Origin of the sequence: Bradyrhizobium sp. LjRoot220 (assembly GCF_964252915.1) — a bacterium.
GTDB lineage: Bacteria > Pseudomonadota > Alphaproteobacteria > Rhizobiales > Xanthobacteraceae > Bradyrhizobium.
Window position 1 is genome coordinate 85895 of record NZ_CAXUPS020000002.1, and the last position, 24494, is coordinate 110388.

The following is a 24494-nucleotide window of genomic DNA, read 5'->3' on the forward strand; positions in this document are numbered from 1 at the left end:
AGACCATGCAGCGAACCAAAGCCCCATTCCGTGCCGACGAGGTCGGCAGCCTGTTGCGGCCGCAGCGCATCAAGGAGGCGCGCGCCAAACTGGAGAAGGGCGAGATCACGGCCGAGGATCTGCGCAAGGCCGAGGACCTGGAGATCGAAAAGGTCGTGCACAAGCAGGCCTCGCTCGGCCTCAAGCTGGCGACCGACGGCGAGTTCCGCCGCTCCTGGTGGCATTTCGATTTTCTGAGCCACCTGACCGGCTGCGAATTGTACCACCCTGATCAGGGCATCCAGTTCGCCGGCGTCCAGACCCGGCATGACGCCATCCGGGTGATCGGCAAGCTCGACTTTCCCGACACCCATCCGATGCTGGATCACTTCAGGTTCCTGAAGAAGCATTGCGACACCGCGCACGTCACCGCGAAGATGACGATCCCGTCGCCGGCCGTGCTGCATTTCCGCGGCGGCCGCAAGGCGATCTCCAAGGACGTCTATCCCGACCTGGAAACCTTCTTCGAGGACCTCGGCAAGACCTACCGCAAGGCGGTGAAGGCGTTCTACGACGCCGGCTGCCGCTATCTGCAGTTCGACGACACGGTGTGGGCCTATCTCTGCTCGCCGGACGAGTTGCAGAAGGCGCGCGAGCGCGGCGACAACCCGGACGGCCTGCAGGAGATTTACGCCCGCGTCATCAACTATGCGCTGGCCGAGCGTCCGGCCGACATGGTGGTGACCACGCATGTCTGCCGCGGCAATTTCCGCTCCACCTGGATTTCCTCCGGCGGCTACGAGCCGGTGGCGGAGACCATGCTGGCCGGCACCAATTACGACGGCTATTTCCTGGAATATGATTCCGACCGCGCCGGCGGCTTCGAGCCGCTGCGTTATCTGCCGAAGGGCAACAAGGTGGTGGTGGTCGGCGTCATCACCTCGAAGTTCGGTGAACTCGAGAACAAGGAAGACATCAAGCGGCGGCTGATGGAGGCGGCAAAATTCGCGCCGCTCGAACAGCTCGCCCTGTCGCCGCAATGCGGCTTTGCCTCCACCGAGGAAGGCAACATCCTGTCGGAGGAAGAGCAGTGGGCCAAGTTGAAGCTCGCGGTGGATGTCGCGAACGAGATGTGGGGGAAGTAGCCCCGCCGTCATTGCAATGATGTGGCGGGATTCGGATTCAATCTCGCTCAGCCCTCCCTTGTCGTCGCCCGGCTTGACCGGGCGATCCAGTACGCTGCGGCTTCTCGGCACTATTCATTGGCGTCTCTGGAATACTGGGTCGCCCGGTCGAGCCGGGCGATGACACCTGAATATGGTTTAGCCTTCTCGCGGCGCATTGCGCCCGAGGTTTGCTGTTAAACTTCCCGCCCTCTCATCAAGAGGGCGCAGGGAAGACCGGGTGCGCGCTGCACCCGCGGTCCCGTGTGCGGATTGTAGATAGAAAGCTGCACACGAGCATACAGGGCAGCGGTGAACACCCGGCCTTCCCTGCGCAATGGCTTTACGGCTTATAACGAGCTCTTCCCGGAGAACGGCTCTTTTGCCTCCGTTGCGCCCTGAGAAGCAGTTGCCTCCAGGTGCATTGACGCCAGCACCGCGGCGTCAGGACCACACGTCTTTGCCGTACGCTATCCGCCACGTTCGTCGTCGCGACATCAGCGTCCACCGCAACCCGTCCAACGTCCGTGACGACGGCCGACGCCCTCTGAGTGGGACGGGATGCCGATAGATATGCCCTGATTTGACCTTCGGGAAAAGCGAAATATTTTTTATTATGGGGCTTGACATGTGTTCTGTAAATCAGAAGTGATTTGCCCGTCGGGTTGTTTTGTCGCACCTATTTGCTGTTGCGCGAGGGACGCGGTGCAACGCGCGGCCTTACGGCCTCGCATGTCACCGCAACTCGTTGACATCCCTCAATCGCGGACGAACATCGTGCTGCAATCGGAAATCACTTGCCCGCATCTTTGGCCCTGCCGTAGTTGCGGGCTATGATGCCCGCAGTAATTTGGAACGAAGAGCCGGTCATCCAACTGACCCCGATCAAAGCCAGCCATCCGTCGGACACGGTCTCATCGAGGATGATGATGCCGACAGACGCAAACGTCGCAACCGCGGCAAGAAATATTCCAACCGCGCTCAGGATCTCAATCACAGTATCGGGGCTCCATCGTTGCCGCTGGATCGAGGCTGATCTTCGGCGGCGAGGCAGATCGATGCCGACATAGAAGCTGAAAGCCCCAAAGAGCATCATCAACAAGACGATCCCGACACTTAAGGGCAGTTCGTTGTGCCGGCGCAATAATGCTGCGGCGACGTACAAGCCGCTTGAGCCTCCAATCGCGGCGAGTCCGATTCGTTCAATGAGATGCGCCGATTTGATGAGAGCAGAAGGAGCGACCCCGGTCGTCTTCGTGCCGGATGAGCTGTTCAAATTTGCATTGGCCATTTTCATGTTGCTACCTTTCCAAAAGGTGCTTGCCGGGGGACGACGCGATCAGTAGGCCGCGCCCCCGGCGCAGCCATCGTCCGGCGTGAGGTAATCTCGAGCGGCTACATCAACGCGTTTGACGGCGTTATGCGCCCATATCCCCGAAATCCGTGTGCCTGTGCAGTTTCGTTAAATGGGTTTGGCCTGGGCTCGCGCAATCCAGGTTGCCGCCACATTGCAGGGCGCGAATTTGCGCCGCTTCCGCGTGGGCACACTGCGCGCCCTCGGGTCCCCGGAAAAATCCGATGTCACTCATGACAGCAGCCGTTGGGACCGATCGAACTTCTAGCACCGGCTAATGCCGGACAGTGTGAGACACTTCACATCGTCGGCATGCTGCCGCCGCTGCAGGCTACGTCATCGTCCGGCGCTCAAGGTTCAAACAAAATTGTTTCCGGAGTAGCGTGGCACCTGATCATTCGTTGGCCGATGGTTGATATGGCGCAGATCTCCGCGGGGCATATCTCGCCAGCTCATCGATCCGCGCAATCTGGCGCCACGTTTATGGCAGTCTGAATTTTTGAATGCTGCGAGTGGGTTCCTCGCTGTCGTCGCGTGGGCGCGTCCAGCAATCCAGCCGTTTGCATCCTGCCAGTACTCTCTTGAGTAGCGGACATTTGGACTGGACACGCTCCAGAAAAATCGAAAACCGGCCGCCGCCGAATTGCCACAAACAAGACGTGCCATCCGGGAGGATAATTTTTTCGTTACCGTGGTCCAAAATTGAGCAGGCTGCCAACCAGACAGTGGGTGGTGCCAATGCAGCAGATTGCGGACTGGCTCGAGAAGCTGGGGCTTGGGCAATACGCGCTGCGTTTTGCCGAGAACGGGATTGACCTTGGTGTCCTTCCCGAACTGACGGATCAGGACTACGACAGATTAGGAGTCCTGCTCGGTCATCGTCGTAAAATGCTGCGCGCGATCGCCGAACTCAAGCAAGCCGAATTGGCCGCCGAGCCGGCTATCCGGCGCGATGCGGAGCGACGCCACCTCACCGTCATGTTCTGTGACCTGGTAGATTCGACGGCGCTCTCGGCGCGCCTCGATCCCGAGGACATGTGGGAGGTGATCCGCGCCTATCGGGCCGCCTGCGCGAGGGTCGTTGCCACTTACGACGGCATTATCGCCAGGTTCGTGGGCGACGGAATACTTGCTTATTTCGGCTATCCTCTTGCACACGAGGATGACGCCGAGCGTGCCGTACGGGCGGGGCTCGACATCATCGCCGCAATAGGGCCGCTCGAAACGCGCGCGATACAACGGGTTGAGGTGCGGATCGCGATCGCGACCGGACTTGTCGTGGTAGGCGACCTCATCAGCGGAGGCGCGTCCGAAGCGCAGGCGATGGTCGGCGATACACCGAACGTCGCCGCGCGGCTCCAGAGCCTGGCAGAGCCGGGGGCGGTTGTCGTTGCGGCTTCGACGCGCCAACTGCTTGGCGATCTTTTCACGTTTCGCAGCCTCGGCCGCCGCGAGGTCAAGGGCATCTCCGAGCCCATCGCGGTCTGGGCGGTCGAAGGCGGAGCCGCATCGGAGAGTCGCTTCGAGGCGGTGCGAACCGTGCGCTCGATTGGCTTTGTCGGCCGCAAGGCAGAGATCGAGTTTGCGCTCTCGCGCCAGCAGCTGGCGTGGCAAGGCCAGGGCCAGGTGGTCTTGATTTCCGGCGAGGCTGGGATCGGCAAGTCGCGCATTGTCGCGATGCTCTCAGAGAATCCGGCATTGGGGACGCACCGCCGGGTGCGTTATCAGTGCTCGCCCTATCATACCAACAGTGCGCTTCATCCCTTTATCGCTCAACTCGAGCGCGCTGCCGGCATCGGGTCACAGGAAACGCAAGAGCAAAAGCTCGACAAGCTCGAGGCAATGCTTGCGCTTGGAACGCAGCAGGTGGCCAAAGCGACGCCGCTCATCGCCGCTCTCCTTTCGATCGCAACTGGCGAGCGCTATCCGCCGCTCGGGTTGAATCCAGTGCAGCAGCGGCGACAGACATTCGTCGCCCTGCTCGATCAGCTCGAGGGTTTGGCACGGCAGCAACCTGTGCTGGTTGTCTGCGAGGACATGCATTGGGCCGACGCCACGACGCTTGAGCTGTTCGATCTCACGGTCGACCGGATCAGGGGACTGCCGATACTCATGCTGATGACTTTTCGACCCGAATTCGAGCCGCCTTGGATCGGTCTTCCCAACGTCAGCCTGTTGCGGCTCGATCGGCTTGACCGGCGGGACACGCGCGCTCTGGTCGAGCAGGTGACCGTGGGTCGGCAGCTGCCAGGCGAAATGATGGCGCAGATCATCGAGAGGACGGATGGTATCCCGCTGTTCGTCGAGGAATTGACCAAGATGGTGCTGGAGTCCGGACTGCTCGTGGAAGATGCCGGGCGCTATCGGCTCGATAGTCCGCTCCCGCCGCTCGCCATTCCCGCGACGCTGCAGGACTCGCTTATGGCCCGGCTCGACCGGCTGGCGCCGGTCAAGGAGGTGGCGCAGATCGGCGCTGCCATTGGCCGCGACTTCTCATATACGCTGCTGCGATGTGTGGCGGGTCGCGATGATCTGACCTTGAGCGCCGCGCTGGCGCAGCTTGAGCAAGCCGAGCTGCTCATGCGCCGTGGCACGCCGCCGGAAGCAGGCTATAGCTTCAAGCATGCACTCGTTCAGGAAGCGGCTTACGAGAGCCTGCTCAAGAGCCGGCGGCTACTGCTCCACAAGCATATTGGCGATGTCCTGCGCGACAGGTTTCCGGTCATCGCCGAAACCGAGCCGGAAGTGCTGGCCTACCACTTCACTGAAGCGGGGTTGGGCGAGGTTGCTCTCGGGTGGTGGCGCAAAGCGGGCCAGCAGGCGCTGAAACGCTCGGCATATTCCGAAGCAGTCGCACACCTCGGCAAGGCGGTCGCGATCGCCGACGGGTTGCCCGACGAGCCGGGCCGCATCATGAGCCGGCTCGATCTGCAAATTGCATATAGCCGCGCGCTGCGGGGAAGCCTTGGGCACAGCGCGCCCGAAACGGTGGCCGCATGGACGCGCGCCCGACGGTTCGCAGCTGACATCAATGATCCGGTCGAATTGGCGCCGATCCATTCGGGCCTGTTCAATGCCTGTTTGACTCACGGCGAGATCGCGCCGATGCGGGAATTGGTGGATGCAATAGTGATCGCCGCCGACCGGCGACCGGAATCGCCGGTGGCTGCAGTCGTCGCACATTGGAGCAGCGGGGTGACCTGCTGGTTCGGCGGCGATTACCTGAATGCGAAAGTGCATCTTGAGCGGGCGCTCGCGATCTACGGTGCCGAGCCGAATCCGGAGACCTTCAGGGCGTCGACGCTGGACCTCCCGTTCGTTATCATGAGGTTTCTTGCCCTGGTGCTTTGGCCGATAGGGAAGATCGATCGATCGCGCCGGCTCGCGGCGGCAGGGGTGAGTGTCTCGGGAGAAAAGCGAGCGCTCTCGCAGGCCAATGCGCTCGTTCATAAAGCCGTCTTCGACGGACTCTGCCGGGGCACCTTGCAGCAAACAGAGACGATCCTTGCCCTCGCTCTCGCCCGCGAACATACGATGCCGTTGTACGTGGCCGCCGGCACCTACCTGAACGGGCTTGCAAAGTGGCGCGCCGGCGAACAGGTGGAGGGACTGAGCGAAATGCGCCGGGGCTGGACCCTGCTGCATGAAAACGATTGCTACCTTTGTGAGCCGTTCTGGGGGATGCATGTCGCCCTGGCGAACGCAGAAGCGGGGCAACTCGAGAATGCGCTGGAAATTGTGCGCGAGTTGATCGCCTGGACAGAACAATCCGGCCAGCATTGGCTCGATGCCGAACTGCATCGTGTCAAGGCAGAGCTCCTGTTGCGTTGCGACCCGCCGAACGCTTCCATGGTCGAAGGCGCCTTCAACATGGCCGTTGAAATCGCCCGCAGCCAGCAGACGAAGACTTTCGAATTGCGCAGCGCACTTGGCCTGGCGCGCCTCTACGTGAGGAATGGTCGAGCGGCGCGCGTATCCGAACTGCTCGGACCACTCCTCGTCGATTTCGGCACGGGGCCAGATCTCCCCGAAATCGAAGAGGCGGAGAAGCTGCTCCGGCGCAGGCATTAATCTGTGCAAGGTCTCGTGAGGGCACCACCGAGGACGGGCTGTTGACGCCTTCGCCGGCCGGGCAGGGAAACGCACCTTTCCCCCGTTGGGCAGATGGTGGTAGGACATCCTGGTCACCTGCCGCTGCCCACCCCCGCGTCCCAAATCGCTATCCGATGAAGAACGATCAGATTCTCAGCCAGATATCGGAGTTCTGCCGCCTGGCCGATATGGCGGAGACGACGTTTGGCCGCCGGGCCGTCAATGACGGCAAGCTGGTGCATCGCCTGCGCGAGGGCAAGCGCATCACCATCGACACGCTGGACCGCATCCTGGCCTATATCGCGGCGTCCACACCGGGCGGGCTGCCGCCGCCGCGCGGCATCGAAGTGCCGCCGGAGAAGCGCGACCCCAGGGGCAATTTCCGCTTCTTCGAGAACCGGCAGAAATACCTGTTGTTCGTCCACACCTGCAGCGAAAAGCGGGTGATCGCGGACCGGGTGGCGCTGGAGCTGTCGAGCCTGCACCCAAGGCCGCCGGCGCTGCGGGTGTTCGATGCCGGGGTCGGCGACGGCACGGTGCTGGCGCGGGTGATGCGCTCGATGCACGGCCGTTTCCCCCATATGCCGTTCTATATCGCCGGCAAGGAGCTCAGCCTGGAGGACGTCCGGCTGACGCTCGACAAGGTGCCGGACCGACTGTTCGAGCATCCGGCGACCGTCTTTGTCCTCACCAACATGTATTACGCCGAGGCGCCCTGGCTGACGCCGGCCTCGCCCGCGGCCGCGGCCGGCATGATCTGGCATGAGGTCCCCCTGCAGGGGGCCTCCTCGGGCGAGTTCGAAACCCAGATCGCCGAAATAGGGCCGTTTCTGGAACAAAACTGGCGGGCCAATATCAGCCCCACATCCGGCATGCCGATCTATGAACGGCCGGTGGCGCTGGTGCTATACCGGGAGGATCACCGGTTCCTGCTTGATTCGATCATTCCCCGGGCGGGCCGCACAGAGGCCAATTTCGACCTCGTGATTGCATCCCAGCCATACCGGGCCAAATCCTCTGTGAATTTCCGCGCCAAGCGGATTATCGCGCCGCTGGCGCGGGCGCTGCGGGCCGGTGGCCGATTGATTGGAATTCACTCCCACGGGCAGGATCCGGGCCTGGAAATCATCCAGGCGGTGTGGCCCGGAGAAAATCCTTTCGCCGTAAGCCGTCATGAGCTATTGCGCACGGTGAAATACGAGCTGGGATCGGCCGGGCGCGATCTCAATTTTAATGCATACGCCGATAACCGTTCCATCTTCCGTTATGATATGGAAGCGCTGCCCAACGAGGTCACCGGCTCGATCGGAACCTCGACGGCCTTTGCAGCGTGGAACGCGGCGGTGTATGTCGCCCAGATCGAAGACGAACGGTTGACGGAAATGACCGAAAACGGCCGGACCCTCGATGCCACCAGAGAGGTTCTGCGCAAGCATAATGGGCTTTGGTTTTACGACGAATCCTACGTCATTTCGCGCCGTCGCGACTGACATTCCGGGATAAATGACAAAGAGAGCCCGCCGACATCAGGCGGAAACAAGGGGTTGTTGATGCGCGCGTCTTATCTGTTCACCAGCGAGTCGGTTTCCGAAGGCCATCCGGACAAGGTTTCGGATCAAATCTCCGACGCCATTCTCGATGCCTTCCTCGAGAAGGACGTCAAGCTCGGCATTGCCGACGACAGTGCGGTCAACACCCGCCTCGGCTGCGAGACGCTGTGCACGACCAACAAGATCGTGATTGCGGGCGAGGGCCGTGGCCAGTTGTTCCGCGACATTCACGGCGTCTCGGTGGTCGATCGCGAATTGATCTCGGCAATCGCCCGCGGTGTGGTCAAGGATATCGGCTACGACCAGAACGGCTTCTCCTATCACGGCGCCGACATTGAGGTGCTGCTGCATGGCCAGTCGCCGGACATCGCGATGGGCGTCGACGCCAAGAAAAAGAAGAGCGGCGAAGAGGAAGGCGCTGGCGATCAGGGCATGATGTTCGGCTATGCCTGCAACGAGAGCGAAATCTACGAAAAGGGCAGCTTCATGCCCGCGCCGATTTTCTTCGCGCACCGCATCCTGAAAGTGTTGTCCGACAAGCGCCGCAGCGGTCAGCTGTTCGACCTGCAGCCCGACGCCAAGAGCCAGGTCACGGTGAAGTATGTCGAAGGCAAAGCGGTCGGCTGCACCAAGGTCGTGGTCTCGACCCAGCACAACGAGAAGAGCCGCAACGGCAAGAAGTATTCGCCCGGCCTGATCAAGGACATGATCGCCAATGAGGTCGAATCGGCACTGCCGAAGGGCTGGATGCCGCAGAAGTCCTCCGACTTCCTGGTCAATCCGACCGGCAACTTCGTGGTCGGCGGCCCCGACGGCGACTGCGGTCTCACGGGCCGCAAGATCATCGTCGATACCTATGGCGGCTACGCGCCGCATGGCGGCGGCGCCTTCTCCGGCAAGGATCCGACCAAGGTCGACCGCTCGGCGGCTTACGCTGCACGCTATCTCGCCAAGAACGTGGTCGCGGCCGGCTTCGCCGATCGCTGCACCATCCAGGTCGCCTATGCGATCGGCGTTGCCGATCCGATGTCGCTACTGGTGGATATGCATGGCACCGGCAATGTCGACGAAAAGAAGCTCGAGAAGGTGCTGCCGCAGCTGTTCCGGCTGACCCCGACCAACATCCGCCGCACCTTGAAGCTGAACCGGCCGATCTATCGCCGCACCGCGTCCTACGGCCATTTCGGCCGCGCGCCGGACAAGGACGGTGGCTTCTCCTGGGAAAAAACCGATCTGGTCTCCGCCCTGAAGGGCGCGTTCTGATTTTCTCCGCAATCGTCCTGCTTATTCCGGAAAGCCTTTCGCGCTTTTCGGAATAAGCTTTTTCAAGGGATCAACACATGACCGTCGCCGCCAAGAAGTCTGCCTTTATCGACTACATCGTCAAGGACATCTCGCTCGCCGAATTCGGCCGCAAGGAAATCTCGATCGCCGAGACCGAAATGCCGGGCCTGATGGCGACGCGCGAGGAATACGGTCCCAAACAGGTCTTGAAGGGCGCGCGGATCGCCGGCTCCCTGCACATGACGATCCAGACCGCGGTCTTGATCGAGACGCTGGCAGCGCTCGGCGCCGACATCCGCTGGGTGTCGTGCAACATCTATTCGACGCAGGACCACGCCGCCGCCGCGATCGCGGCCGCCGGCATTCCGGTGTTCGCGGTGAAGGGCGAAACCCTCACCGAATACTGGGACTACACCGCAAAGCTGTTCGACTGGCACGGCGGCGGCACCCCCAACATGATCCTCGATGACGGTGGCGACGCCACCATGCTGGTGCATCACGGCCTGCGCGCCGAGCAGGGCGATACAGGCTTCCTCGACAAGCCGGGTTCGGAAGAAGAGGAAGTCTTCTTTGCGCTGATCAAGAAGCTGTTGAAGGAGAAGCCGAAGGGCTGGTTCGCCGAGATCGCCGGCAACATCAAGGGCGTCTCCGAAGAGACCACCACCGGCGTGCATCGCCTCTACGAGATGCAGAAGAGCGGCAAGCTCCTGTTCCCTGCGATCAACGTCAACGACAGCGTCACCAAGTCGAAATTCGACAACCTCTATGGCTGCCGTGAATCGCTGGTCGACGGCATCCGCCGCGGCACCGACGTCATGATGTCGGGCAAGGTGGCGATGGTCGCCGGCTTCGGCGACGTCGGCAAGGGCTCAGCGGCTTCGCTGCGCCAGGCCGGCTGCCGCGTGCTGGTGTCCGAGATTGATCCGATCTGCGCGCTGCAGGCGGCGATGGAAGGCTACGAGGTCGTGACGATGGAAGACGCGGCACCGCGCGCCGACATCTTCGTCACCGCCACCGGCAACAAGGACATCATCACCATCGAGCACATGCGCGCGATGAAGGACCGGGCTATCGTCTGCAACATCGGCCACTTCGACAACGAGATCCAGATCGCGCATCTGAAGAACCTGAAGTGGGACAACATCAAGCCGCAGGTCGATGAAATCACCTTCCCGGACAACCACCGCATCATCCTGCTGTCGGAAGGCCGCCTGGTGAACCTCGGCAACGCCATGGGGCATCCGAGCTTCGTGATGTCGGCCTCCTTCACCAACCAGACGCTGGCGCAGATCGAACTGTTCGCCAACAACAAGGACGGCAAGTACAAGAAGGAAGTCTACGTGCTGCCGAAGTCGCTGGACGAGAAGGTGGCCCGGCTGCATCTCGCCAAGATCGGCGTCAAGCTGACCGAACTGCGCCCCGACCAGGCCGAGTATATCGGCGTCAAGCCGGAAGGCCCGTTCAAGGCGGATCACTACCGGTATTGAGATCGACTGAAATCGCCGCATACGCGACAAAAGAGCCCCGGAGCGATCCGGGGCTTTTTTCATGGCTCGGTCCCTGATACGATCAGAGGTAGAAGAATTACAAGCCCGCCACTATGGAAGCGGGCGGCATACTTTCCAGACTTCATTTTCAGCGTCGAAAACATTGTGGAGGGAAAATCATGTCGAACGAAGCAGCCAACGTCGAGCTTCTGAAGGAAGCCTACCGCCAGTGGCACGATAGCCGCGGCGGCGCCGTCGAGGAGCTACTGAACATCTGCGATCCGGATATCAGCTGGGGTTCGGTTCCGCGGGGCGCGGTACCGCTGGCCTTTGCGAAGCAATACGACGGTCGAGAAGCATTGCAGGCCTATTTCGGCGGGCTTCTGAACGAATGGGAGATGATCAGCTACACGATCGACGAATACATTGCGCAGGGCGATGCCGTGTTCGCGCGCGGCTCGTGCGCTTGGACCAACAAGAAAACCGGAAAGGTCGCGGACACGCCCAAAGTCGATTTCTGGCGCTTTCGCAACGGCAAGGCGGTCGAATTCTACGAATATTTCGATACCGCACATGTCGCCGCCGCGGCGACCTAGCAATCCCGGTTGCAATTTCGCTCCGCCCTGCCCATTACATCGGGCAGGGAGAGCGCGATGACGGGTACCTCAGAGCATTTCGACGTCCTCATTGTCGGCGCCGGACTGTCCGGCATCGGCGCCGGCTATCACCTGCAGCAGAAATGCCCCGGCAAGAGCTACGCCATCCTCGAGGGCCGCGACTGCATCGGCGGCACCTGGGATCTGTTTCGCTACCCCGGCGTCCGTTCCGACTCCGACATGTTTACGCTGGGCTATTCGTTCAAACCGTGGACCGAAGCCAAGGCGATTGCCGACGGGCCTGACATTCTCAACTATGTGCGGCAGACCGCGGTCGAGAATGGCATCGACAAGAAAATCCGCTTCAACCACAGCGTCAAGCGCGCGTCGTGGTCGTCGCAGGATGCGCGCTGGACCGTGGAGGCCGGGCGCCAGGCAGGCGAGGGCGGCAGCGAGATCGTGCGCTTCACCTGCAATTTCCTGTTCATGTGCTCGGGCTATTACAAATACGAGCAAGGCTATACGCCGGAGTTTGCGGGCTCCGCGGACTTCAGTGGCCGCATCGTGCATCCGCAGAAATGGCCCGCGGACATCGACTATGCCGGCAAGCGCGTGGTGGTGATCGGCTCGGGCGCCACCGCGGTGACGCTGGTGCCGGAGATGGCCAGGACCGCGTCCCACGTCACCATGCTGCAGCGTTCGCCGACCTATGTGGTGGCGCGGCCCGCCGAAGATGCACTTGCCAACAAACTGCGCCGCAATCTGTCGGCCAAGCTCGCCTATCACATGATCCGCTGGCGCAACGTGCTGTTCGGCATGTACTTCTTCCAGCTGTGCCGGCGCAAGCCCGACCGTGCCAAAGCGCTGATCCTCGGCGGCGTCAAGATGGCGCTCGGCCCGGACTACGACATCGGCACGCATTTCACGCCGCGCTACAATCCATGGGAGCAGCGGCTGTGCCTGGTGCCGGACGGCGACCTGTTCAAGGCCATCAGGGACGAACGCGCCTCCGTCGTCACCAACCATATCGACACCTTCACCAGGAACGGCATCAGGCTGAAGGACGGCAGCGAACTCGAAGCCGATATCATCGTCACCGCGACCGGGCTTAACCTGCAGGTGCTCGGCGGTCTCGACGTCAGCGTCGACGGCAGGAAAGTCGATTTCGCGCGGACGCTGAACTACAAGGGCATGATGTATTCCGACGTGCCGAACATGGCCTCTGCCTTCGGCTACACCAACGCCTCGTGGACGCTGAAATGCGATCTCACCTGCGAATATGTCTGCCGCCTGATCAACTACATGGACCGGCACGGTTACAGGCAATGCGTGCCGCACAACCTCGATCCGTCGATATCGGAACTGCCGTCGCTGGATTTCTCCTCCGGCTATGTGCAGCGCGCGATCGCGCAGATGCCCAAGCAGGGCTCGAAGCGGCCATGGCGGCTCTACCAGAACTACGCCCTCGACATCGTCACGCTGCGCTACGGCAAGATCAACGACGGCGTGATGCAGTATTCATGACGCGATAGCGGCGAGCTGTCCGCGGCCCTGCGTCCGGACGCCTCATGCGTGATTTCGCGTATACGTGTGCTCGCGCGAATCGTTCAACCTGCCCCAACGGTTAACGCCGGATTAACCGGCGGCGCCTACGCTGTACGGCCTGAGGCTAACTGCAGCATGAGGAAGCCCATGGACGCCCAGCGAATTGCCGTCGATGCCGTGGTTGCATTGACCGATTGCGACCGCGATGCGGCCGTCGCCTTTATCCGCAGGCTCTATCTGGCCGGGGTCAAGGATCCGAAGCGCCTGACCTTCAAGGGCCTGCAGGCGATGGCGCGGAGCTGATTGGCTCGCGGAGCTGATAGCCTATCGCAGCCGGATGAAGGCGCCGCCGCCATCGGCATGATCCTTGGCGTCACGGTCATGGCCGGATATCCGCAAAAATACGGGCTTTGCCCGCAATCATGCTCGCCGGATGCCGGACGTTCCCATTAGGGAACTGGCGCTGACTTAATGGAGCGTTGTCGCCCTCCGACAATTTTTCGCCCAAGGTTAAGGCAAGTGTATCGACTTGTGGCTTAATGATCGAGGCAGTCCCCGAATCAGGTTTCACGAAAGTGCCTGGAGAGCTGCGTTGGCCACTGCGACATTCATTTCCAGAACGAACAACGCCGAGATCGATGGGCTGCTCAGCGGCGCCAGGTGGTCCGGCACGATCACCTATAGCTTTCCGGATTCGCCCAGCGACTATTCGGCCAACTATTACGGCAACGGAGAGCCGACGACGACGGGGTTCACCATCGCCCCCTCCGCGATTCAGCAGGCCATTACCTATGCGTTCGGACTGATCGCGAGCTATACCAACGCCACGTTCCAGTATGCCGGTAACGGCAGCGCCGACATCATGGTGGCGCAATCTCCGGAGGCCAATCCCACCGCCTACGCCTATTATCCAGCCGGCGTCCCGGCCGGCGGTGACATCTGGTTCGGCACCTCTTATCCCTTTTCGCAGGCCGCGCTGGGCAACTATTACTTTGCGACAGCGCTGCACGAGCTGGGACACGCGCTCGGGCTCAAGCACAGTCAGGAGACCGGCGGCGTCGCCGATGTCGCGGTGCCGATCGCGCACGACAATTCCCAATTCACGGTCATGAGCTACCGCAGCTACGTCGGCGCGCCGCTGACCGGCTACACCGCCGAATCCTACGGCTACGCGCAGACCTACATGGCGAACGATATTCTCGCCCTGCAGACCATGTATGGCGCCGACTATTCGACCCGTAGCGAAAACACCACCTACTCCTGGAGCACGACCACCGGACAACAATATGTCAATGGCGTCGCGCAGCTGGCGCCCGGCAACGGTGCGGGCGGTTCGGCCAACCGCGTGTTCGAAACCGTCTGGGACGGCAACGGCGTCGATACCTACGACCTGTCGAACTACGCGACGGGGGTGACGGTCAATCTCAATCCCGGCGCGTCCTCGATCACGTCGACGACGCAGCTTGCCTATCTCGGAAACGGGCACTACGCGCAGGGCAATATCTTCAACGCCTATCTGTACAGCAACGACGCGCGGTCCTATATCGACAACGCCATCGGCGGCGGCGGCAACGATTCCCTGACCGGCAATGTGATCGCAAACAGCCTGACGGGCGGCAACGGCAACGACACGTTCACGGGCGGCGGCGGCAACGACACGCTGGTCGGCGGGGCGGGGACTGACACCGCGGTCTTTTCAGGTGCTGCCGACTACTACATCGTCACCTATGACCTAGCCACGCAGGCCTATTCGGTCGTGGACCAACGCGGTAGCTCGCCGGACGGCACCGATACGGTTAGTGGGATCGAATATTTCAGCTTCGCGGATGGCGCCATTCTGAGTTCGATCTTTCAGGACCGCGCGCCGATCGTGACGGCCTCCGATTTTACGGCGACGAAAAACCAGAACATCGCGGCTTCCAGCCTGTTCAGCGTCAGCGACGCCGACGGCGATGCGATCACGAAATATCAGTTCTGGGATTCGACCGCCGATGCCCTGAGCGGGCATTTCGTGGTCGGTGGCGTGGCGCAGGGGACCGGCCAGAATATCGACGTGACCGCGGCGCAATTGTCCAGCACCACGTTCCAGAGCGGCTCAGGATCGGACACCCTGTGGGTGCGTGCCCATGACGGCATCCTGTGGAGCGCCTGGAAAGAGTTCCACGTCAACGCGCCGGTGAATAACGCGCCTGTGGCGACCGGTGCCACCGTAGCGGCGGCGCACAACCAGAGCATCGCAGCCACGAGCCTGTTCAGCGTCAACGACGCCGACGGCGACAGCATCACGAAGTATCAGTTCTGGGATTCGACTGCCAATACCTTGAGCGGGCATTTCGTGGTTGGCGGTATCGCGCAGGGAACCGGCCAGAACATCGATGTGACGGCGGCGCAGCTTTCCAGCACCATGTTCCAGAGCGGCTCGGTCTCGGACGATCTGTGGGTGCGGGCGTTTGACGGAGCCGCGTGGAGCGACTGGAAGGCCATCCGTGTCACGGCGGCTGTCAACACTGCACCCGTTGTGGCGGCTCCGGACTTCACGGCAACCCATAACCAGAACATCGCGGTTACCAGTCTGTTCAGTGTGAGCGACGCGGATGGCAACGGCATCACCAGATACCAGTTCTGGGATTCGACGAATACCTCGCAGAGCGGTCGCTTCGTAGTTGCCGGCGTAGCGCAGGGCGCCAACCAGACTATCGACGTTACCGCTGCCCAGCTGGCCAGCACCACGTTCCAGAGCGGTTCGGGATCGGATGATCTGTGGGTGCGGGCCTATGATGGAGCGGCATGGAGCGACTGGAAGCAATTCGACGTCAATGCACCCGTCAACAATGCGTCCGTGGCGACAGCCGTCGACTACACGGCGACGCATTACCAGAACATCGCGTTATCCAGTCTCGTCAGCGTGAGCGATGCGGACGGCGACATCGTCAGCAAGTATCAATTCTGGGATTCCTCCAACAGCTCGGCGAGCGGCCATTTTGTGGTTGGCGGTGCTGCCCAGGGCGCCGGGCTGGCGATCGATGTGACCGCGGCGCAGCTCCCCGGCGCCAGCTTCCAGAGCGGTGTGGTATCCGACGATCTGTGGGTGCGGGCGTTCGACGGCATCGAGTGGAGTGCCTGGAAGGCATTCGACGTCAATGTGGCGGCCAACCGCACGCCGGTCGTGACCGCTCCCGACTTCACCGCCACCCACAACCAGAACATCGCGGCTTCAAGCCTCGTCAGTGCCAACGATGCCGATGGCGATACCGTCACGAAATATCAGTTCTGGGATTCGACCAGCGGTGCCGCGAGCGGCCATTTTGTGGTCGGCGGCGCGGCGCAGGGCGCGAGCCAGAATATCGATGTGACCGCAGCTCAGCTCGCCAGCACCACGTTCCAGAGCGGTTCGGGAGCGGACGACCTGTGGGTGCGGGCCTTTGACGGCATCGGGTGGGGCGACTGGGAGGCCTTCCGTGTCACTGCACCCCTCAACCAGGCCCCTGTGGTGACGGCTCCCGATTTTACCGCGTCGACACCAAGCCAGAACGTGGCCGTCACCAGCCTGTTCAGCGTGAGCGATGCCGACAGCGATACGATCTCGAAATATCAGTTCTGGGATTCCAGCAACGACCCGCTGAGCGGCCATTTTGTCGTCGGTGGCGTGGCGCAGGGTGTCGGCCAAGGTATCGACCTGACCGCCGCGCAGTTGTCCAGCACCACATTCCAGACCGGCTCGGCATCCGACGATTTGTGGGTGCGGGTCTACGACGGCACCGAGTGGAGCGCCTGGAAGGGCTTCCACGTCAACGACTGGTACGTCTGATCGCATTCCGATCGGCTGGGCTAAACACGTCAACGTCAGGCAAAAAGCGTAATGCCCAGGTGAGCGCGATTGCTGGCTCACGGGCACTGCTGGAAGCGCGATCTGGATGCAAAAGGCCCCGGACGAGTCCGGGGCCTTTCGATTTCCTGATGTCGCGAAGCTTATTCCGGGTTGCCGATCGAAACCTTGAGCGTGCCGATGCCATCGACGCCGCATTCGATCTTGTCGCCCGGCTTGAGCTGGGAGACGCCGGCCGGCGTTCCCGTCATGATGATATCGCCGGCGGCGAGGGCCACCTGCTGCGACAGCTGCCAGATGATCTCCGGCACGTTCCAGATCAGCTCGGTGAGGTCGCCCTTCTGGGTTTCGGTGCCGTTGACCGTGAGCCAGATCTTGCCCTTTGAGGGATGACCGATCTTCGCGGCCGGCTGCAGCGCCGAGCAGGGCGCGGAATAGTCGAACGACTTGCCGACTTCCCACGGGCGTTCCTTTTTGCGCGAGGCGATCTGCAGGTCGCGGCGGGTCAGGTCGATGCCGACCGCGTAGCCGTAGACATGGTCAAGTGCCTTCTCAGTCGGAATATTGAGGCCGCCGCTCTTCATCGCGACGACCAGTTCGACCTCGTGATGCAAGTCCTTGGTCAGGGGCGGGTAGGGGATGGTGGCGCCATCGGCCACCAGCATGTCGGCGTGCTTGGCGAAGAAGAACGGCGGCGCGCGCTCGTCATTGCCCATCTCGCGGATGTGCTCGAGATAATTGCGCCCGACGCACCAGATGCGGCGTACGGGGTAGGATTTCGATTCACCGACGACGGGAAGCGAGGGCTGCGGGGGCGCGGGAATGACGTAGGATGCGGCGTTCATGAAATGGGTCTCGGCGGGTTACGGGTGGAACGGCGGCGATAGCTTTACGCTGTTGCGCTGATCGGCGCCAGACTGGGAGGATGACCGGCGTCGCGTTGTTGCAGGCGGAAGAACGAGGCGTAGCGTCCGCCGCGCCGCAGCAGGTCGTCATGCTGGCCGCGTTCGACGATCTCGCCGCCTTCGACCACCAGGATGGCGTCGGCGTGCATGATGGTGTGCAGGCGGTGGGCGATCACGATGGTGGTACGGTTCCGGCACAGATGCTCGATCGCTTCCTGCACAGCTTTCTCGGATTCCGAATCCAGCGCGGCCGTGGCTTCGTCGAGCAGGATGATCGGCGCGTTCTTGATCAGCGCGCGGGCCACCGCGATGCGCTGGCGCTGGCCACCGGACAGTTGCGTGCCGTGCTCGCCGACCGGGGTATCGTAGCCGAGCGGAAAACCCATGATGAAGTCGTGGGCACAGGCGGCCTTGGCGGCGGCCTCGATCTCGCCCCTCGTGGCGCCGACCTTGCCGAAGGCGATGTTGGCGCCGATGGTGTCGCGGAACAAATAGACGTCCTGGCCGACATAGCCGGTTTGCTGGCGCAGCGAATGGCGCGACACGCCCGAGATCGCCTGCCCATCGATCAGAATGGCGCCGTCTTTCACCTCATAGAGCCGCAGCAACAGCGCCAGCACGGTGGATTTTCCGCCGCCGGACGGGCCGACCAAAGCGGTGGTCTTGCCGGGTTCAGCCATGAAGCTCATGCGGCGCAGTACCGGCTCGCTGGGCCGGTAGGCGAACGTCACGTCGCGGAACTCGACCCGCGCGTCGGTGAGTTTCAGCGCCGGCTTGTCGTCGTCGGCGGGCTCGGTGGGTGGGCTGTCGACGATTTCCAGCAGCTTGCGCGCGCCGATCAGATTGCTGTTCAGCTCGATATTGAGCCGCGCCAGCCGCTTGGCCGGCTCATAGGCCAGCAGGAAGGCGGTCAGGAATGAAAAGAACTGCCCGGGCGAGGCGCCTGTCGCGACCACGCGATAGCCGCCATACATCAGGCCCGCGGCGATCGCGAAACCGCCGAGGGTTTCCATCAGCGGGCTCGATCGGCTGGAGACCCGCGCCATCTTGTTGGCGTTGCGTTCGACGGCGCTGATGCTGGCGTCGATGCGCTCGCGCATCGCCTGTTCGAGCGTGAACGCCTTCACGGTGCGGATACCCTGCAGCGATTCCTGCATGGTTTCCATGATGTCGGCGGTGCCGGAGAACTGGTTATGCGCGAGGCCCTTGATGCGCTTGACGAGCTTGCGCAGCACCAGCATCGCCGGCGGCGCCACGCCAAAACCCAGCAGCGCCATGTACGGATCGGTCATCAGCATGACCACGACGAGCGCGATCAGCGACAGCAGATCGCGTCCGATCGCGTTGATCAGGAGATTGAGGACCTGCGTCACCGACGTGGCGCCGGCGGTCAGCCGCGCCAGAAACTCCGAGGAATGCCGTTCGGAAAAGAACGCGATGTTTTCGCTCATCAGCTTGGCGAACAGCTGGCGCTGGTTGTTGGCCAGGATCGCGTTGCCGATCTGCGACAGGATCACGGTGTGGCCGTAGGTCGCCGCACCCTTCAGCGTGAAGATGACAATGGTGACCAGCGACAGGATCGCAATGCCGCGCACATCCTTGTCGACATAGGCCTTGTTGATGACCTCGCCGAGCAGATAGGCGGAACCGGCCGTCGTCGCCGCCGCGACGCCCATCAGCGAGAACGCCAGCAAATAGCGTCGCCAAAAAGCGAGGCCCTGCTCGGCCACCAGGCGGCGAATCAGGATCGCCGCGCCATAGGGGTCGTCAGTGATTTTTCTCGGCGTTTCTTTGGGAAGTTCGGTCATCCGCGTTCCGTCGACGGCGCTGGGCATGAAACCCGCGTGTCAGGGCTGCTACGGTGACTGCTTGCCCGCTAAATGGCGGTTTTTCAAGCCAAATAACAGCTTGATTTTACGCCGATTCCGCTTGCCGGCCGAGGCCGCCGCGCTCGTGGAACAGGCGCTCTTCCCAGGCCAGCGCGTGGGTGGCGATGGTCTCGAGATCATCATATTGCGGCGTCCAGTCCAGCGTGGACCGGATGCGGCTGGTGTCGGCGACCATGGTCATGATGTCGCCGGGCCGGCGCGCCGCATACTGGACCGCGAAATTGCGCATCGCGACGCGGCGGACCGCCTCGATGGTTTCCAGCACCGAATAACCGCGGCCATAACCGCAGTTCAGCGTGATCGAGCTGCCGCCGCTGCGCAGATACGCCAGCGCGGCGCGGTGCGCCTGCACGAGGTCGCTGACGTGAATGAAGTCGCGGATGCAGCTGCCGTCCGGCGTCGGATAATCGGTGCCGAACACATCGATCTTGGCGCGCTGCCCGGTGGCGGCTTCGACGGCGATCTTCAACAGATGCGTCGCACCGACGGTGGCAAGGCCGACGCGGCCCTTCGGATCGGCGCCGGCGACGTTGAAGTAACGCAGCGCGACATACTTCAGATCATGCGCGGCGGCGACGTCATGCAGCATCAGTTCGGTCATCAGCTTGGAAGAACCGTAGGGCGACAGCGGCCGCGTCGGCGCATGTTCGGGCACCGGCACGGAATCCGGATTGCCGTAGACGGCGGCAGTCGATGAAAAGATGAAGCGGTTGACGCCGCCCTTGACGGCTGCGTTGAGCAGGCTGCGCGTCGTCATGGTGTTGTTGCGGTAATAAGCCAAGGGATCGCGCATCGAATCCAGCACCACCACGGAGCCGGCGAAATGGATGATGCTCTCGACGCCGTGCTGGGCAAGCACACCCTCGACGAGGTTTTCGTCGCCGGCATCGCCGATGAATAGCGGCACGCCCTCGGGCAGGAAGGCGGAGAAACCGGTGGAGAGATTGTCGATCACGACGACGCTTTCGCCGGCTTCCGCCAGCGCGTGAACCATATGACTTCCGATATAGCCGGCGCCACCGGTGACAAGCACGGTCATGAGTTCACCCTCTCTCCCAGTTGTTGCCGCCGATGCTAGCCGGGGCGCGGTGAAGAGTGGGTTTCGCGATGAGTGAACTGGCCACTATGCTTAATGTTGCGTATAGGAACCTTCATAAAAGGAGCCGGACGTGCCGATCGAGAACAATTCAGCCAATGAGCTGCAGCTGATCGTGCCGAATCTGCACAGGCGCTATTCCGGCGTCACGGCAACCAACCGGATGGTGGCGCCGAAACTCGCCCAGATGTTTCGCGCCGCATGGCTCGGTTCCCACGCCCCCGACGGCATTGCGCGGATGGGTTTCGGTGATTTGCTGAAACCGTGGCGCCGCCGCACGCCACTGATCTGGCACGCGCGGCGCAATGACGAGATGATTGTCGGCGTGTTGTTGCGCGCGCTCGGCTGGCCGCTCAAACTCGTGTTCACCTCGGCGGCGCAGCGGCATCATAAATCGCTGACGCGCTGGCTGATCCGCCGCATGGACGCAATCATCGCCACCAGCGCGCTCTCGGCTTCGTTTCTCAAGCGAGACTCGACCGTCGTGATGCATGGCGTCGATACCGACCGCTATGCGCCGCCTGCGAACCGCGCGGTGGCGTTTGCGCACAGCGGATTGCCGGGCCGTTATGCGATCGGCTGCTTCGGCCGCGTGCGCGCGCAAAAGGGCAGCGACGTCTTTGTCGAGGCGATGTGCCGGTTGTTGCCGCGCTATCCGGATTTCACCGCCGTGCTGGTCGGCGCTGTCGTGCCCGAACAGCAAGGCTTTGCGAACGGCCTGAAGCAGCAGATCGAGGCCGCCGGCCTGCAGTCGCGCATCATCATCACCGGCGAACTCGAGATCGAGGAAGTGCAGCGCTGGTACCAGCGGCTGACGATCTACGCCTTCACCTCGCGCAATGAGGGTTTTGGATTGACGTTGATCGAGGCGATGTCGTCTGGCGCCGCCTTGGTGGCGTCGCGGGCGGGAGCGGCCGAATTCGTGGTCGAGGACGGCGTCACCGGCGTGCTGACACCGCCCGGCGACGTCGATGCCTTGGTGGCGGCGCTGGAGCCGCTGATGCGGGATCCCGCGGCCGCGGCTGACATGGGGATGCGGGCCCGCGCGCGCGTGCTGGAGAAATTCAGCCTCGATGCGGAGGCAAACGCGATCGCTGAAGTTTATCGGACGCTGATCTAATCTAAGCCATGTTTCAGGTCGTCATCCTGAGGTGCGAGCGCTTGCGAGCCTCGAAGGATGAGCAACATCGGTGGTCGTAGCCATCCTTCGAGGCTCGCCGAAGGCGGCGAGCGCCTCTCGGGTGAACGCAATTGCGTTCATCCCGGGGATGACGGCATTTGCTGGGAAATAATTTCCGCCACAAACGCGTCGAGGTCGCCGCCGGCGAACAGAAAACCCGGCAGGCCGACGGCTTGCCCGGCTTCGATGTCGGTCGGGCGGTCGCCGATGACAAAGCTGCCGGCGTGACGCACCGGCCAGTGCTGCATCAGATCGTGGATCATGCCCGGGCTTGGCTTGCGCCAATGATGATGTTCGAGATAGCCGGCGACGGTGCCCTCGGGGTGGTGTGGGCAATACCTGATGTCATCAATGACGGCGCCCTGCGCCGCGAGTTCGGCGCGCATCCAGTCGTGCAGCGTATTGAGTTCATCCTCGGTGAAATAACCGCGGGCAATGCCAGCCTGGTTGGTGAAGAAGAACACGAAATAGCCGGCGTCGTTCAGCCGCCGGATCGCCTTTGCCGCGTTCGGCATCCAGCGAATGCGCTCGCGCGTGCCCACATAGCCGTCGTCATGGTTGACGACGCCGTCGCGGTCGAGGAAAGCGGCGGGCTTCAGAATCGAGCGGGCAGGGGCGACGCCGCTCATTTCGGTGAGGCCTCGCGCATCATCGCCTGTTCGATCTCGTCGCAGATGCCGTGGCCGATGGCGAGATGGATCTGCTGCACCACCGGCGTGTCGTCGGTCGGCGCGATCAGCAAATGATCGCAATCGGCCCCCATCGCCACGCCTTTGGGACCGGTGAACCCGACCGTGACCAGTCCGCGCTCGCGCGCCTTCCTCAGCCCCGTCAGGATATTCGGCGAGCGCCCCGACGTGGTGAGCGCGAGCAGCACGTCGCCGCGCACGCCGAGCCCTTCGATCTGGCGGGAGAAAATCTGCTCATAGCCGTAATCATTGCCGATCGCGGTCAGCGCCGAAGTATCTGTCGTGAGCGCGATCGCGGCATAGCCGGGCCGCTCCAGCTTGTAGCGGCCGACGATTTCGGCGGCGATGTGCTGGGCGTCGCCGGCGCTGCCGCCATTGCCGATGATCAGGAGCTTGTTGCCGGCACGCAGCGCCGCAACGATCGCCGCCGCAATCGCGTGCGCGACGGCCAGCAGCGCCGGATCGCTATTGGCGCGCTCGAGCGCGATGAGCGATTGCTTCAGATGGGCTGCGATCGGGTCTTTCGAATTCTGGCTCACAATGCACCGTCAGGGTTGCAATACGCAGGTCCTAGCTTGGAAAGCCTTGGTACTGATCGCGCGGCTCACGCGCAAGCTCACGAAGGCTGATGCGCGCGGGCGGCGGCTTCGCCCAGCACGCGCTGCACGGTCTCGACCACGTCGGCGGCCGGAATGTCCCGCATGCAACGATGGTCGTTCATGGTGCAGACCGTGCGCTGGCAGGGCTGGCAGGCGAGCTGCGATTTGGTTTGCAGAACCGTCGCCGCAAGGCCGTTCAGCGGCGCCCACAGATAGGGGCTGGTCGGCCCGAAAATGCCCATGGTCGGCGTGCCGATCGCGGCCGCGATGTGCATCAGGCCGGAATCATTTGAAATCGCGACGCTGGCCGCCGCCATCGCCAGCACGCCATTGCGCAAGTCGTTGCCGGTGAGGTCACGGACTTTGGCCCCGCCGGCGGCCACGATTTCCTGCGCCAGCGCCTTTTCGCCGGGGCCGCCGATCACCCAGACCTCAAACCCGCGTTCGGCCAACAGCCGGGCCGCTTCCGGGTAGTAAGTCCAGCGCTTGGATGCCCCCACGGAACCGGGCGCCAGTGCCACTGCAGGCCTCGTACCCAGACCGTTGGCCTGCCGCCAGCGGCTGGCGTCCTCCGGCGGCACGGCCAATTGCGGTACCGGCCATTCCGCCGGCAGCGGCGCGCCATCCGGGAGCGCCAGCGCGGCGTTCTTGTCGATGAAGCGGGGCAGCGCCTTCTCGCCCCAGCGCATCCGGTTGATCAGTCCGAACCGGGCTTCGCCAAAGAAACCCACCCGCTCCGGGATACCGGCCAGCGCCGGCGCAATCGCCGCCTTCCAGGTCCGGGGCAGCACCAGGGCGGTTGCATAGCCCCGCGACCGTAATTGGCTGGCGAGGTCCCGCTGCTTGGCCACCGCCAGCCGGCCGCGCGGCAGGTCCCCAACGATCCCGGCGCGGACGCCGGGCATATAGTCGACCAGGGGAGCGCAAAGGGAGGTTACCAGCAGATCGACCGGCCGATTCGGCCAGCGCTGCCTGAGCACGCGCACCACGGTGTGGCCGCGGACGAAGTCGCCGATCCACATATAGGGGATGATCAGGATCGGCCTGGTGTCGGCCGCGTCCTCCATCGCAATTCCACTTGATGAATCGATATTCATATCTTATGCGTCTGGCGTCGGCCTTTTCCGGCTCCGGAGGTAACCGCTCCGCACCGGCAGGTAAAGCCGCACCCGGGCGGTCTTCGCCACGGCCTGCGAGCCAAGTTGCCTGCCGGGCGCGTCTGGGGCAAAGCTGGCACCGCGCAATCAAGGCAGGGGATGG

17 protein-coding genes are annotated in these 24494 nt (G+C 62.7%); 10 read left to right on the top strand and 7 right to left on the bottom strand.

Annotation, left to right across the window (positions count from 1 at the left end; translation table 11 throughout):
- Positions 1–5: 5 nt before the first annotated feature.
- The gene (locus ACSQ84_RS08715; protein ID WP_436211267.1) at positions 6–1124 is read left to right on the top strand and encodes a cobalamin-independent methionine synthase II family protein; all 1119 of its coding nucleotides are present in this window, start codon (positions 6–8) and stop codon (positions 1122–1124) included.
- Between the two features lie 811 nt (positions 1125–1935).
- Here the strand turns inward: ACSQ84_RS08715 and ACSQ84_RS08720 are convergent.
- Complete coding sequence (locus tag ACSQ84_RS08720) at positions 1936–2439, bottom strand: hypothetical protein (protein ID WP_436211268.1); 504 nt, start codon at positions 2437–2439, stop codon at positions 1936–1938.
- Between the two features lie 795 nt (positions 2440–3234).
- Here ACSQ84_RS08720 and ACSQ84_RS08725 point away from each other — a divergent pair.
- From ACSQ84_RS08725 to ACSQ84_RS08760, 8 genes are all read left to right on the top strand, one after another.
- Positions 3235–6567, top strand: a complete 3333-nt coding sequence (locus ACSQ84_RS08725; RefSeq protein ID WP_436211269.1) for an adenylate/guanylate cyclase domain-containing protein — start codon at positions 3235–3237, stop codon at positions 6565–6567.
- Between the two features lie 155 nt (positions 6568–6722).
- Positions 6723–8078: a hypothetical protein gene (locus ACSQ84_RS08730; RefSeq protein ID WP_436211270.1), complete on the top strand. Its 1356-nt coding sequence runs from the start codon at positions 6723–6725 to the stop codon at positions 8076–8078.
- A gap of 60 nt (positions 8079–8138) precedes the next feature.
- A complete protein-coding gene (metK, locus tag ACSQ84_RS08735; protein ID WP_436211271.1) occupies positions 8139–9401 on the top strand; it encodes a methionine adenosyltransferase in 1263 nt (420 codons plus the stop codon).
- Between the two features lie 77 nt (positions 9402–9478).
- Positions 9479–10909 (top strand): adenosylhomocysteinase, encoded by a 1431-nt coding sequence (ahcY, locus tag ACSQ84_RS08740; protein WP_436211272.1) that lies wholly within the window; start codon positions 9479–9481, stop codon positions 10907–10909.
- A 179-nt stretch (positions 10910–11088) separates the two neighbouring features.
- A complete protein-coding gene (locus tag ACSQ84_RS08745) occupies positions 11089–11505 on the top strand; it encodes a nuclear transport factor 2 family protein (protein WP_436211273.1) in 417 nt (138 codons plus the stop codon).
- A gap of 57 nt (positions 11506–11562) precedes the next feature.
- On the top strand, positions 11563–13029 hold the full coding sequence (locus tag ACSQ84_RS08750; protein WP_436211274.1) for a flavin-containing monooxygenase: 1467 nt from the start codon (positions 11563–11565) through the stop codon (positions 13027–13029).
- A gap of 168 nt (positions 13030–13197) precedes the next feature.
- Entirely contained in the window at positions 13198–13353 is a 156-nt protein-coding gene (locus ACSQ84_RS08755) for a hypothetical protein (protein WP_436211275.1), read from the top strand.
- Between the two features lie 289 nt (positions 13354–13642).
- Positions 13643–16858, top strand: a complete 3216-nt coding sequence (locus ACSQ84_RS08760; protein ID WP_436211276.1) for a matrixin family metalloprotease — start codon at positions 13643–13645, stop codon at positions 16856–16858.
- Between the two features lie 161 nt (positions 16859–17019).
- Here ACSQ84_RS08760 and ACSQ84_RS08765 read toward each other — a convergent pair whose 3' ends face one another.
- The 3 genes from ACSQ84_RS08765 to galE form a co-directional block, all read right to left on the bottom strand.
- Positions 17020–17721, bottom strand: a complete 702-nt coding sequence (locus tag ACSQ84_RS08765) for a fumarylacetoacetate hydrolase family protein (protein WP_436211277.1) — start codon at positions 17719–17721, stop codon at positions 17020–17022.
- A gap of 44 nt (positions 17722–17765) precedes the next feature.
- Positions 17766–19589 (bottom strand): ABC transporter ATP-binding protein, encoded by a 1824-nt coding sequence (locus tag ACSQ84_RS08770; RefSeq protein WP_436211278.1) that lies wholly within the window; start codon positions 19587–19589, stop codon positions 17766–17768.
- A 106-nt stretch (positions 19590–19695) separates the two neighbouring features.
- Positions 19696–20709 (bottom strand): UDP-glucose 4-epimerase GalE, encoded by a 1014-nt coding sequence (gene galE / locus ACSQ84_RS08775; RefSeq protein ID WP_436211279.1) that lies wholly within the window; start codon positions 20707–20709, stop codon positions 19696–19698.
- Positions 20710–20839: 130 nt separating this feature from the next.
- Here galE and ACSQ84_RS08780 point away from each other — a divergent pair, with 130 nt between their 5' ends.
- Positions 20840–21886, top strand: coding sequence for a glycosyltransferase family 4 protein (locus ACSQ84_RS08780; protein ID WP_436211280.1), 1047 nt, complete (start codon positions 20840–20842; stop codon positions 21884–21886).
- Positions 21887–22023: 137 nt separating this feature from the next.
- On the opposite strand, the gene ACSQ84_RS08785 is transcribed toward ACSQ84_RS08780, so the two are convergent.
- From ACSQ84_RS08785 to waaF, 3 genes are all read right to left on the bottom strand, one after another.
- Positions 22024–22575 (bottom strand): D-glycero-alpha-D-manno-heptose-1,7-bisphosphate 7-phosphatase, encoded by a 552-nt coding sequence (locus ACSQ84_RS08785; RefSeq protein ID WP_436211281.1) that lies wholly within the window; start codon positions 22573–22575, stop codon positions 22024–22026.
- Positions 22572–23174: a D-sedoheptulose 7-phosphate isomerase gene (locus tag ACSQ84_RS08790; RefSeq protein WP_436211282.1), complete on the bottom strand. Its 603-nt coding sequence runs from the start codon at positions 23172–23174 to the stop codon at positions 22572–22574. Before ACSQ84_RS08790 ends, ACSQ84_RS08785 begins: the two co-directional genes overlap by 4 nt.
- 77 nt (positions 23175–23251) lie before the next feature.
- The gene (gene waaF, locus ACSQ84_RS08795; protein WP_436211283.1) at positions 23252–24331 is read right to left on the bottom strand and encodes a lipopolysaccharide heptosyltransferase II; all 1080 of its coding nucleotides are present in this window, start codon (positions 24329–24331) and stop codon (positions 23252–23254) included.
- Positions 24332–24494 lie beyond the last annotated feature (163 nt).